Below are 12,778 nucleotides of genomic sequence, written 5' to 3' on the forward strand. Positions count from 1 at the left end.
AAGTCTCTGAAGGGCCGTTGAAGACTACAACGTTGATAGGCAAGATGTGGAAGTGGTGTGAGCCATTAAGCTAACTTGTACTAATTACCCGTGAGGCTTAACCATACAACGCCAAACGCGTTTTATGTGATAGTGAAACAAGCGAAGAAGTTAATAGACTAAAGTAGATTACTAGCAGCTGTAAGCCATAAGCTTTCAGCCGTCAGAAAACAATTATCAGCATTTTCAAATTTTAATTAATTGGCTCGAAAGAGCGAATTAATACCAAATTTGCTTGGTGACAATAGCGTTTTGGACCCACCTGACCCCATGCCGAACTCAGTAGTGAAACGAAACAGCGCCGATGATAGTGTAGCATTTGTTATGTGAAAGTAGGTCATCGCCAGGCTCCAAATTAAGTTGAAGAACTTTAACCTTAAAAATTAATAATAAGAAAATTGAAAAGAATTTTCTTGGTAACAATAGCGTTTTGGACCCACCTGACCCCATGCCGAACTCAGTAGTGAAACGAAACAGCGCCGATGATAGTGTAGCATTTGTTATGCGAAAGTAGGACATTGCCAGGATCTAATTAAAGAAAGCCCGACTAGGAATAGTCGGGCTTTTTTACGTCTGTAGGAAAACGATTAGTTTCGAGCCGTCAGCGATACGTACACTGCTATTTGGTATTAATCTTGAGAAACTAGCGTCCTTTAAAAGGGACTGCTACCTAGAAAGTGGATTTCTAAAACAGCCCATATTCGGCTGTTTCCTCAGTATGTTGATGCATTAAGTGATCAGGTCTAAAGATTGCACTGGGATCTATGAGTACGCTATGTTTATGCTCAAGTTTAATTAACCCTCGCATCATATTTTTGGTTTGTGGATCAATCTCAAAACCTACATCTGTGAGCTTATCTAAAGGCTTGATATCTTCTTTTTTATAACTGATATTATCCTCTACTTTATCAACAAGTAGTCCTATATGAGGGGTTCTACCATCTTTAGTTGTGAAAATGATGATTGGCTTATAGTCTAAAACAATTTGCTCTTTGGCTGATTCAAACAATCTAATTAATTGCATAAAATTGCTGTTTCGCTCAATATTTAGTTCAATAAGCGCTTGCTTTGGATTGCCTTTTTTTACTAGTTCAATTAGCTTATTTGCGCGACTATACAAGCGCGCATGTGGGATTTTAAAGCGTTCTATAATCGCTCTAAGATCTTCATTTTCGGTTTTAAAGCTGCTGTACCATTTTGCAAAGTTAGATTGTTGAATATCAGTGTTGTGATTAAAGGGCTGATTTTGGTTAATACTATTTTCAAGTGCGAAAAACCATTCGTGTTGTTTTTGTTCCCATCCACTAAATAAATCAACTAATGACAAGTTGCTATCCTGAGTTGATTGTTTGTTGAGAATAATACCTAAATCAAATATTGGAGTGGGAGTTTCCATATAGTCTTTAACACCAATAAAACTTTTATTGTCGTTAGGTAATGCGGTTAAATTATCTTCAAAGCGTTCAGTTAAAAGTATGTCGAGAATTTTTAATGAAATCGTTTTTTGGCCTACCCTAAAATTAATTAACTCCATAGTGTTCTCACCTCCTAAATATATAGCCTAATAATAGAACATTATTTAGAAAGCGCAGTTATTTTGTTAAAACACAGAGCGATAAACCATATGCTTATTTTTATCGGCCTTATTGACGAATAACGCGTTTATTTGTTTATCTTCACTGAAAATAATGTTTAGTCGCTGCATTAAGCAGTTATGTTGCAGTGGTTGCGGGCAGTGTTGTGCTGCAGTACTAAATATCATTGCATTGAGGTAGCCTTCAAAGTGTAGACGATTAGGTGTGCTAATTTTCGCTGACGCCATATCTTTTAAGAATTGAGTGCACCAATAGGCGTCACATTTATTAGGGTTAGGGACGACTTCGGTCGCCATAAGTTTACTAGGGTATTTAAGACGAGCAAATAAGTCATTGCTTGATGCAAAAGATATGCTGGTATAATCAGGCATAAATTGTTGTTCATGGGCAATATTTATAAATTCAGCCAATGGTTTATAAGTGCCAACTAAGCAAATGGCAGTAGCACCGCTGGCTTTTAGTGCTTTAAGAGCATCTTTAATATCATTACTATTTCGTTGATAGCGCGCGACCTTTACTGGCTTGAGATTGTGTTTGGCGAGCGATTCCCGCAATCCAGACTCTACTACTAAGCCAAATTCATCTGCTTGAATTAAAAATCCAATATGTGTGTGATTGTTTTCTTCTACTAGGTATTTTATTTGTTCGTCAGCTTCATCATCGTAGCTAGCTCGTATGTTGAATACATTAATTGTGGGCTGATAATGCAAAAATTTTGCGCCGCTGTAAGGCATTAAATATGGAATTTGCAGTTGTTCAAGGATTGGTAAAACAGCAAAGCTTGTTGGAGTTCCCATTGCACCGAACAGCGCATCTACTTTATCTTGATAAATAAAGCGACGAGTATTACTTACTGCGCGTTTTGGCTCATAGCCATCGTCGGCGACTATTAATTTTACGTGTGCTCCGTTGATACCTCCGTTTTTATTTAGCTTGTTAAAATAGATATTACTACCCAGGTAGAGTTGCTCACCAATTTGTTTGGCCGGTCCTGTTAGCGCGCTAGACATGCCTAATTTTATTGCAGGCTTGTTCTCAGCATGGGTGAAATTGCTTTGTATAAATGAAAAAAAGAAAAGAACGCTAAGGTAATTTTTTAAGTAAGTATTGTTCATACCAATTAGTAACAGCCTGTTTGAATAGTTTATCGAGTGATTTTTTACCACGGATCTGTAAAACTATTTGTACTTTTTGTGATGACCAGTTTTGTAATATTAGTCTAATAAAAAGATATTTGGTATTTTCATCACAGGTTAACAGGCTGTGAGGTGTGCACCAAAGACTCCTCCATAGTAAAGGTTTTATAGCGTGCAATTGATAATTTGTTGTTAATAAAGATTTTAATCGTTTATCTAAGTACTGATCTAAGTGTTGTGGCATAAAAGCTGTAAGTATTTGTTCGACTAATTGCTGATCTAATTGATTGAAATGATCGAGTAATTGCAGTGCAAAGTCAGACTGAAATTCGCTTTTTAGTTGATTGTTTAGGGGGCTATCTCGATTTAAGCTTTTTAGCACCAGTGCCGCATGCTCTGCGGTTGCTTTATCTTGTTTGAATCCAAGCTTGACTAAATTAAACCCCGCCGTTTGCCAAAATTTGAGTAAGTTAGCATTTGCGCCAAAACTGGCTCCAAACCAATGGCAGTTTGCTATTAATTGTTGCTCGCAATGGGCAAGTAACTTTGAGCCAATCTTGTTGTTATGATGTGATGGTGCAACAGCAATGCGCACAACACGAGCACAGTTTAAGGTGAGTATACTTGGCTCAACGGTTAATTGCGCTAAGATTTGCGCCATTAAATGCCCTTGTGGTCGGCGTTGGCCACTGGCAATCTGTTTGCTTATCGTTGGGTTTAAACCGCCTTCAATAGCAACTAAACAAACCCCAAGAAGTGTACCTCGTTGTTGGCAGACAAAAATACGCTGTGCTGTTGCATCCAGCAGATGGCGTAAATCATTTACACTCGTTTGATAGTGGGCTAACGACAATAAACCCATGACTTGGTGAAGTAAGGATTCGTCGTTGACCAAATCAGTTGCTTGGAGTTCGCTAAACTCAAGTGCTGCATTATTAAACTCAGTGCTTTTATAGTCTGCATCTAGGGCTAAGAGTCTACAAATATGCTGTTCGAGCGGATCGGCTGTGGCAAACCGTATTGGTAGCTCTAAATTAACACTACGCATATTTTTAAAGTGCTGTTCTAAATAGCGTTTAAAGCGCAAAGTATAACCGCGACCATTACCTTCATAGCCAATCATAGTGCTAGCAAATACTACTCGTGGGTAATGAGTAAGCATTTTGATAAGCATGGGCACAGGGATTGCTGCGGCTTCATCAACCAGCAGCACATCGCACTGAGGTAGCTCACTTAATAATTGATCGGGTGCAATGTAGCGTAAATTAGCGAGCTGTTTTTGTGGTTCTTGGTAATGACAGCCTTGTTCAGCAGCAAAATGTTTAAAGCAGCTATGTAGAGCTGTAAATTGTTGTGAGCAGAGAATAATGTTTTTATCGCTAAGCTTTGCAGCTGCAAGGCCTAATGCCGCAGATTTTCCTCGGCCGCGATCAGCACTAATCAATAGTGGGCGGTTCGCTCTTCCCGTTGCTGTTTTAATTATTTGCTCAACACAATACTGCTGCTCTGTAAGTGAAAGTACACCAGCTTCAGGACTTACTTTAGGAGGCAGCTGCCAACCTTTAGTTTGGCTAAAATGTAGTAGTGAGTTATCGGTGAGCAAACCAGCTAAACGTTGATTAAAGTAACTGTGCTGACGTTGTTGCGCAAATGATTGAAAGGTCTCTAAGGCTGGATCGCACCAATGTTGTAAATCAGCCAGCTCTGGTAATAATAAAATAAATAACCCGCCAGCCTGAACAGTGCCACTAAGAGCGGCAAGTTTGTCTGGTACTAAGCCACTAAAGCCGTCATAAATGACATGCTGAAATTCTTGGCCAAGAATTTGATGAATATGTTCAGGCCAGCTACTGCCAGTGAGTTCGCCACTAGTTGATAACACCTGAACAGGTGGATAATTCAGTCGCTTGAGTAACTCAGTTGCCTGTAGGTAACACCAATTTTGTTCGCCAGCAATGAGTAGCAGTTGCCTATGTTTTGCATAGGCAAGTTGCGGCAGGATATTGCTTATTAACGAGCTAAATGGCTTGTAGTCGTGCATAAACAGTTACTAACCACTTACTACCAAAATCATCAAAATTGACTTGTACGCGAGATTGAGCGCCACTGCCTTCATAATTAATAACCGTTCCCACCCCAAATTTTGCATGCAATACGTGTTGCCCTAAGCTAAAGCCACTTTCTTCAAATACGGCATGACTTACTGATGAGCTAAATCGTCCTGCTGCGGGTGGTCGCGATACTTGGGTTTTAATACGAATTTCTTCAATACAATCTTCAGGCATTTCACGTAAAAAGCGTGATGGACTGTGGTACTTTTCTTGACCATAAAGACGGCGGCTCTCGGCATGGCTAATATAGAGTTTTTCCATGGCACGAGTCATGCCGACATAACAAAGACGACGCTCTTCTTCTAACCGGCCTGATTCTTCATTACTTTGTTGAGATGGGAACATGCCTTCTTCAACACCAACCATAAATACGAGTGGAAACTCTAGGCCTTTCGCTGAGTGCAACGTCATCATTTGCACAGCATCTTCATGTTCTTCAGCTTGGCCATCACCCGATTCCAGTGAGGTATAAGCCAAGAATCCTTGCAGTGGTGAGCTAAACTCTTCATCTTCCGGGAGTTCGTATTGGCCACAGGCGCTGATCAGCTCTTCTAAGTTTTCTACCCGAGCGTGGCCTTTTTCGCCTTTTTCTGCTTGGTACATTGCCATTAAACCAGATGTTTGAATCGCGTATTTCGCTTGCTCTTCTAGCGTGAGATCACTAATTTTATCTTCAATATGTTCTATCAGTTCAACAAACTTAGTAACAACCGTCGCCGCACGTCCTGATAAATGTTGTTGTTCTACGATGGCTTTGGCAGCGTACCATAATGGCAATGATTCGCTACGCGCACAATCGCGAATATGGCTTAATGTTTTATCGCCAATGCCACGAGCAGGAGTGTTAATCACTCGCTCAAATGCAGCATCATCCTGACGATTACTTACGAGCCGTAAATATGCCAGCGCATCTTTAATTTCTTGTCGTTCGAAAAAGCGCATACCGCCGTAAATGCGGTATTTTAAGCCTTCTTGTAGCATGGCCTCTTCAAGTACCCGCGATTGTGCGTTACTACGGTATAAAATCGCCGCATCTTGTAGAGCATTACCAGCGTTTAACCAGCTGCGTAATTTGCTACTTACAAAGCGTGCTTCGTCTAATTCGTTAAAAGCAGCATAAACAGAAATAGGTTCACCATCATTGCCATCAGTCCAGAGGCTTTTACCCATTCGGTCTGAGTTATTTTGAATAAGTGCATTAGACGCTTTTAGAATAGTGGCAGTAGAGCGATAGTTTTGTTCAAGGCGAATAGTTTCGGCTTTAAAATCGGTCAAAAAGCGCTTAATATTTTCAATTTTAGCACCACGCCAACCGTAAATACTTTGGTCATCATCACCTACGATCATGATGCTGTTGGTATCGCCAGCTAATAATTTAAGCCATGCATATTGAATGGTGTTGGTATCTTGAAACTCGTCTACTAGCATATGGGCAAAACGTTGCTGGTAGTGACGTAGTAAGGTTGGATTGTTTTTTAGTACTTCAAAACTGCGTAATAAAATTTCGGCAAAATCAACCAAGCCGGCTCGATCGCATGCTTCTTGATAAGCGGTGTAAACTTTGAGCATCATTTGCTCATTGATGTCGTAAGCTTGGATATCTTTGGGGCGCAGACCTTCGTCTTTCTTGGCGCTGATATACCAGCCAAACTGTTTTGCAGGCCATTTTTTGTCATCAATATTCATGGCTTTTAATAAGCGTTTGATCATTCTAAGTTGATCATCAGAGTCTAAAATTTGAAACGCTTCTGGTAAGTTTGCTTCGCGATGGTGGGCGCGCAAAATACGGTGTGATAAGCCATGGAAAGTACCAATCCACATACCACCTACTGGCGCTTGAAGGGCTTGCTCAACTCGGGTGCGCATTTCTTTAGCTGCTTTATTGGTAAAGGTTACTGCAAAAATACTATAAGCGGAGGCTTGCTCAACCTGCATTAACCATGCGATACGATGAACGAGTACTCGAGTTTTCCCTGAGCCTGCGCCAGCAAGCACCAGCATATTTTGCAGTGGGGCTGCAACTGCATCCCGTTGTTTATCATTTAAACCGTCGAGTAATTCTGAAACGTCCATCATCACGCCTTTTCAATCAATATTAAAAGCAGTATAACAGGTGTTTTTGTTAGGCTAAATAAAATACTGTTTTTATAACCAGTTAATTTAATACATAGTCTAAAGGCTTTAAAAACTTAATGATTCATTTATAGTCATTTTTTAGCTAAGCTAGATGAATGGTGTGAAGTGATATCGCCAATTTGACTTATATTTAGTAAAAATCACGATTTCAGCTAGTTCTTTGTATGATTGTTTATTTTAATGTGTTGATTTTTAATAATAAAGTAATTGGCATGAAGAATGTAAGTAAATAAAAATAAAATTAAATTAATAATTGAGGTTAACATGGCAGAGCAAGGTTCAGGCGGTAATGTAATCGCAGCAATTTGTAATATATTTTTCCCAGGGCTTGGGCAGTTAGTTCAAGGGCGGATCATGGCGGCAATTGGTTTCTTCCTAGCATGGGTTATTAGTGGCGCACTTATTTATGTTGCGATTGGTTTTATATTACTGCCGATCGTCTACATTTGGGCAATCATTGATGCCGCGCGGTTTAGATCTTATCGGTAGCTGTATCACTTAAAAGAATAGCGCTTTTTAGCGCTATTTTTGTCACTGGCTTTATTTATTCAGCACTGACTAGGGTATAATCCCGAGCATTAGTTGTATTTAGGTAAAGTTATGGAATACCAATTTATACGCGATCCAATCAGTGGCCTGCGGATTAAAATAAGCAGTGAACATGCGGTTATTGGTCGTTGGCTAAATGAAGAAATTGGCAAAGACAAAATTGCCATGGTACAGGCTTTAATAGCCTCAGTATCAAGTAGTTTTGAGCCGTTAACACTACAGGGCCAAGAAATTGATTTGATCTTAAATAAAGATGAAGCCATTTTTGAAGCCCATGCCTTGCACCAAGACTCAGAAGATTTATTTGCTTATCAAGATGATGAGCTTATGCTCGAGGAAAATGGTTTAAGTAGTGGCTGTGGGTTTGAAGATTTTGTAGATCTGATTAATTCATGGCAAGAATTTACCACTGGCAGGTAAGCAGAGGGTTAAAGCCCCCTGCTAATTACGCTATTGCTCAGATACAGATTTTACTGCAGCCAATAGTAAGCTTTCGGTTAAGCGAACTTTATAATTAGGGTTCGCATATTGAAAATGCACTAAACCTTGTTTATCAATAACAAAGACTGCCGGTACAGGTAAGGCTACCTTCTCTTTACCTTTAACGGAAACAAAATTTACCCCTAGTTTATCACGATAAATAGTCGCTGTTTTATCATCAAGGTAATAAGCTAAACCCAATGTTTGGCTAAGCAATAGGCTATCGTCAGAAAGTAACTGATAGTTTGGTGAATCTATTTTAGTTTCAGCCAATTTTTCTGGGCTATCGGGTGAAACCGCGATAATTTGTGCACCTAACTCAGCCAGTTCTGCTTCAATTTTTTGTACGTTAGCGAGTTGCTTAGAGCAATATGGGCACCAACCACCACGGTATACGATAAGCACCGTTGTTTTTTCAGCAAAACGTTCCGCTAAAACAACATTTTTACCGTTTTTATCTTTTAGTGTTAAAGCTGGCACTGTTAAGCCGGGCAACAACGGACTAACTTTTTCAGCCTGATTTGTAATATTAGTGGCTGTTGCAGCGTGCACATTAGCTGTAATTAGCAATGCGCATGCAAGTAAAATAAATTTAAGCATGTAATTCCCTATTAGTTGTTTAATCATTAAATATAGAAGATAGACTAACAAGATAAATTATTTCATCAAAACTTAATTATCTGTATTATTAGCCATAATTAAATAGAGTAACTGGGATCGAAATGTCTGCCAATTTAAATAAACTAGTAGTGATGCTAGAAATGCAAAATGCCATGAATACTAAAGTGCATGAACAATGGTTTAGTCAAGGGTTTGAATGGAATCGTGCGATTTGGGTTGAATGTGCTGAAATGCTTGATCATTATGGTTGGAAATGGTGGAAAAAGCAAACTCCAGATACCGAGCAGGTAATTTTAGAACTGGTTGATATTTTTCACTTCGGTTTATCACTGCGCATTGATGGTGAGACTAGTTATTTAGATCTTGCTAAACAACTTGAACAACAGTTAAGTGCACCGCAACAAGCTGATGATTTCAAACAAACGTTAGAAATCCTCGCCGCGTCAGCTGTCGCTGAGAAAACTTTTAACGCCGCCGCTTTCGCTGGATGTATGGCGCAAATAGGTATGGATATTGATGATTTATATCGAGGCTATGTAGGTAAAAACACGCTTAATTTCTTAACTATCCCCCTACACACTAAACAAGAAAACGTATCTTTTTATCACTAGTAAATGACAATATGTTACGCAACATTAAAATAGGTGAATAAGTATGTTAGAGATTGATTCAAAAAAATATAAGACTCCATTATTTATATGTGATGATCTTACTCTCATGTTATTGCCTAGTTGCTTTTCTCATTCATTAACAAAGAATCAAACCATTTATGTTTTAGAAAGAAAAGTAGGAAAAAAAGGTTTTGTTACCCAGAAGCTGAAAGAAAACCAGATAAAGAGAAAGCAAGTGGAATTGATATTAGAAAAGTTGAGAAACTTCCTCCAATGGATAGAAGAATATGCTTTATCTAATTCAGAAGTATCTATAGCTACCCACCACAATCTTTCAAATAAAATATTAAACTATTATATAAATGACATATTGATCGACAAGCTTAAGAAAAGTGAAGGTGTTGTAAAGAAGCATGTTTCAGCTCTTAAAGCATATTATAACTATTTAGCTAATGCTGGTTTCACCAATATAAAAAATCTTATGATTGAACCCAGACTTCAAGAGCAAGCAAGAGATAATAAAAAACCTAGAACAGCTGTAAAATATTTAACACCAGAACTTAGATCTATTATTTATCAAAACACTTCGAGTATTAGAGATGAATTGCTTTTGAAGACTAGCGGCGAAGTAGGCTTAAGATCTAAAGAAAATGTAGGCATTCTACTTAATGATTTTGAGGTCGGTAATAAAAAGCATAAAGGTTTACTTTCATTGTTTAAAGAGATGAAAGATAACCCAACTAAAGATGAATTCAAATTTTACCTTCAGGGAAAATACACTAAGGCACCTAGAAATGGATTCGGCCAACCTAGAAATATCTTTTTCACTCGTGAGCTGTTATTAAGAATGAAAGAGTATTACGACAATGAACGTCCAGAAAGTGACTCTGATCACTTTTTCTTGAATGACGATACCGTCTATTTCGGCACACCAATTTCAGTAAAAAGAGCGTCACTTGTATTTACAAAAGTATGCGAAAGTGTATTAGAAAAGCAAAAAAATGGAATGTTACCGTTAGATGGTCAGCTATTAGAAAAAGATCATACACATCATGTTCTAAGGCATAGTTTTGGTACAGATAAGTTTTATTATTTAGCTGAAAGTCGCCAAATAGCTATCGACAATGTCACTGCGACTTCTATTGTTTATCTCACTGTGGCAAGGCTCATGGGACATAACGCCGAAGGTGAATATGCCTCTAAGACTACAAAAAAATATATTCGCTCTTGCAACATCAAAAAAGATTTTGAGGAGAAGCAACAATGGTTCTAGAAGCTAACTCTGAATTCTCTAAAAAGCAGCAAGAAAAACTGATAAACCAACAAATAAGGATGGATAAAGAATTAGCATCCAAGTCTAAGGTTGCTGAGCTAACATTCGACATTAACGCTAATCAATTTTCGATCCCTAGCTACGAAGGTGGTGATTATGCACCTCATAATGTGACAATTTCGCCTAACATCCCAGACCACATTAAGCTTATCTTCTCAACACTTAATAGGGCTAACTACCTCGTCTTTGTTGATAATAAGGGGACTATAACTCATAAGAAGCAAGCTCATTCAACATACAAAATCTTTATCGATTTTATGTGTTCTGAACCCTTTGAAAAAAAAGATCGAATCAAGATTTTAAAAAAATTTGAAACGCATAGAGTGAACATCGACAAAGTTAAACCTCAAAGTTCAGGCCTTCATGCTATTAAATCAATGATTAAGCTCGCTATTGAAGATGAGTGGTTCAAAGAACAGCTATCTGAAGCGCAATATGCCTACCTTTTTACACTGTCAAAAACAAAGCCAGCTCCTTCTTCCGAGCGAGACCAGATAAACTTGGCTGCTTGGTTTGCTCAACATACTTGGTTAAGAAGAGATGATGTTGGTATAGGGCATACATTGTTTTCTCGATTAGCATCACCAAAAGCTACAATAAAATCGTTTAGTGTTACTATTGAAATTGCAATGTTAGAAACATTGAAAGCAAAGGAAGCATTAATAGCGTTATTTCTTGATGCCCCCATCACATCTGATGAAATACCGGTTGAGCGACCAAGAGCCCAATTTCCTGTAAAAAGCGAGCATGACGTACATGTTAGAAAGTGCTTTTTAACAACATTTGATGTTTTACGAGCAGCATATCATTCATTAGGAGAGCCATCTGCTAATCTAAAAACAGCTATCAAGCTGTTTCTTTCCGAAAACATTCGAGAAGATGACTTAAAGCGCTATGATGAGGCATTTTTTAGAAATAAGCCCGCTTTCAACTCACCTTCAATAATCACTTCCAGAAATAAGTTATTTTTTTCTGTGTTTTTTTTGCATGAACTTGCTGAATATGTGCATAGCGGTAATAAAGAAGAACTTCAAGTTCCAGCCAGCCAAGGAGAGCACTTACTATTTCACTGGCTTATGGCAACACAAACCGTTCAAGCATCTGATATCGCAAAGTTATCTGGAAGTAACTTTCAATTTATTAGAAGGCGAAACGGTAAGATCACACATATTAGGAATGAGTATTATAAAGGACGTGCAAAGACTGTTCATAAACCAAAGGAAATAAGCACTAATACAACCCTAGGCAGTGCAATCCTTTTATTCATTTTACAAAGAACACCAAAGTACGATAATTCAGCTAAATTAACTGGGTCATTGAAAGATGTCGCAACAGGAGTGTCTTTTGCGAGATTTATAAACTTCCTAAACACATATCTAAATGAGAAAATCATTACTCAATCAGATAAAGAGAAGTCATCACTCGTTTTTTTAAAGGCCATAACAAAGCTACTTGATAATGGTATTAGCGCACTAGGGAAAAACAAAACTGTTGAAGAGTTATGGGAAAATTGTGATACACCATGCAAACGACATTTATTTAAACCTTCTTCAATCAAAACAGCAGCAGTTTATGCGTCGTCAGATAATTTTAACCCAACTCAACTGACTAACTTTCATTCTCATACAAATAAAACAGAACGAAATGACTACCTAACCCCAAATAACGAAGAATGGATGAATAACACAGGCTTAATAACAAGAGCTGTAATGCAAGATCTAACCGTTAATCTTTTTAAGGCATCAGAATCTGAAAAGCAGGCGTTTAATTCTCAGTTTACAAATGCTTCAGAATACATTTCAGCTAAAACAGAAGAAACACTTGCTAGAATGAAGCTTGTAACAGGTAAAGAGGACGGGAAAGTAAATGATTTAGGCCTTCTAACTAGTTATAAAGATGCTGATGAGCCAAGCGACACAATTTATCTCGTTGACTCGCCAGAAACAGTAGTAAAACTTAGGCATTTCTTATCTGAAGTAAAAAAGAAGCATCATATATTGGCTAAAAACTCCCCTGAGTATCTATTAATGACAGTCCTTCCAACAGTTGAATGGATAGAAAAGTTGTTTGAATACAAGCGTTTCTCAACAAAAGACAAAGGTGAGCAACTATATAAAAAACTTGCATCAATTTTACCACCATTATTTAGCGCACACATGAGGTAGCA

At 38.1% G+C, this 12,778-nt stretch carries 9 protein-coding genes, 3 rRNA genes and 1 pseudogene; 8 read left to right on the forward strand and 5 right to left on the reverse strand.

Annotated elements, in window-relative coordinates:
* The 3 genes from HHO47_RS16345 to rrf (HHO47_RS16355) form a co-directional block, all read left to right on the forward strand.
* Positions 1-105: ribosomal RNA gene (locus HHO47_RS16345) — 23S ribosomal RNA — on the forward strand; the annotation flags it as partial.
* Between the two features lie 168 nt (positions 106-273).
* Positions 274-388: ribosomal RNA gene (rrf, locus tag HHO47_RS16350) — 5S ribosomal RNA — on the forward strand.
* A 63-nt stretch (positions 389-451) separates the two neighbouring features.
* Positions 452-566 (forward strand): 5S ribosomal RNA (rrf, locus tag HHO47_RS16355).
* Positions 567-724: 158 nt separating this feature from the next.
* On the opposite strand, the gene HHO47_RS16360 is transcribed toward rrf (HHO47_RS16355), so the two are convergent.
* From HHO47_RS16360 to uvrD, 4 genes are all read right to left on the reverse strand, one after another.
* On the reverse strand, positions 725-1,573 hold the full coding sequence (locus tag HHO47_RS16360; protein WP_169021266.1) for a chemotaxis protein: 849 nt from the start codon (positions 1,571-1,573) through the stop codon (positions 725-727).
* 66 nt (positions 1,574-1,639) lie between these two features.
* The gene (locus HHO47_RS16365; RefSeq protein ID WP_248291028.1) at positions 1,640-2,644 is read right to left on the reverse strand and encodes an ABC transporter substrate-binding protein; all 1,005 of its coding nucleotides are present in this window, start codon (positions 2,642-2,644) and stop codon (positions 1,640-1,642) included.
* Positions 2,645-2,717: 73 nt separating this feature from the next.
* On the reverse strand, positions 2,718-4,811 hold the full coding sequence (locus tag HHO47_RS16370; RefSeq protein WP_169021268.1) for a GNAT family N-acetyltransferase: 2,094 nt from the start codon (positions 4,809-4,811) through the stop codon (positions 2,718-2,720).
* Positions 4,789-6,954 carry a DNA helicase II gene (gene uvrD / locus HHO47_RS16375; RefSeq protein ID WP_169021287.1) on the reverse strand — a complete coding sequence of 722 codons (2,166 nt, stop codon included), beginning with the start codon at positions 6,952-6,954 and terminating at the stop codon, positions 4,789-4,791. Before uvrD ends, HHO47_RS16370 begins: the two co-directional genes overlap by 23 nt.
* 327 nt (positions 6,955-7,281) lie before the next feature.
* Between uvrD and HHO47_RS16380 the strand changes: the two genes are divergently transcribed.
* Complete coding sequence (locus tag HHO47_RS16380; protein WP_145242571.1) at positions 7,282-7,506, forward strand: hypothetical protein; 225 nt, start codon at positions 7,282-7,284, stop codon at positions 7,504-7,506.
* Positions 7,507-7,617: 111 nt separating this feature from the next.
* The gene (locus HHO47_RS16385) at positions 7,618-7,986 is read left to right on the forward strand and encodes a YacL family protein (protein ID WP_145242569.1); all 369 of its coding nucleotides are present in this window, start codon (positions 7,618-7,620) and stop codon (positions 7,984-7,986) included.
* Positions 7,987-8,016: 30 nt separating this feature from the next.
* Here the strand turns inward: HHO47_RS16385 and HHO47_RS16390 are convergent, their stop codons facing one another.
* Positions 8,017-8,646 (reverse strand): peroxiredoxin-like family protein, encoded by a 630-nt coding sequence (locus HHO47_RS16390; RefSeq protein WP_169021269.1) that lies wholly within the window; start codon positions 8,644-8,646, stop codon positions 8,017-8,019.
* Between the two features lie 122 nt (positions 8,647-8,768).
* Between HHO47_RS16390 and HHO47_RS16395 the strand changes: the two are divergent.
* The 3 genes and pseudogenes from HHO47_RS16395 to HHO47_RS16405 all read left to right on the forward strand — a co-directional run.
* Positions 8,769-9,227 (forward strand): annotated as a pseudogene (locus HHO47_RS16395) (dUTP diphosphatase); the annotation flags it as partial.
* 94 nt (positions 9,228-9,321) lie between these two features.
* The gene (locus HHO47_RS16400) at positions 9,322-10,551 is read left to right on the forward strand and encodes a site-specific integrase (RefSeq protein WP_169021270.1); all 1,230 of its coding nucleotides are present in this window, start codon (positions 9,322-9,324) and stop codon (positions 10,549-10,551) included.
* Positions 10,542-12,776 (forward strand): hypothetical protein, encoded by a 2,235-nt coding sequence (locus HHO47_RS16405; RefSeq protein ID WP_169021271.1) that lies wholly within the window; start codon positions 10,542-10,544, stop codon positions 12,774-12,776. Before HHO47_RS16400 ends, HHO47_RS16405 begins: the two co-directional genes overlap by 10 nt.
* The last annotated feature ends 2 nt before the right edge of the window (positions 12,777-12,778 follow it).

The organism is Pseudoalteromonas arctica (genome assembly GCF_012927645.1).
Lineage (GTDB): Bacteria > Pseudomonadota > Gammaproteobacteria > Enterobacterales > Alteromonadaceae > Pseudoalteromonas > Pseudoalteromonas arctica_A.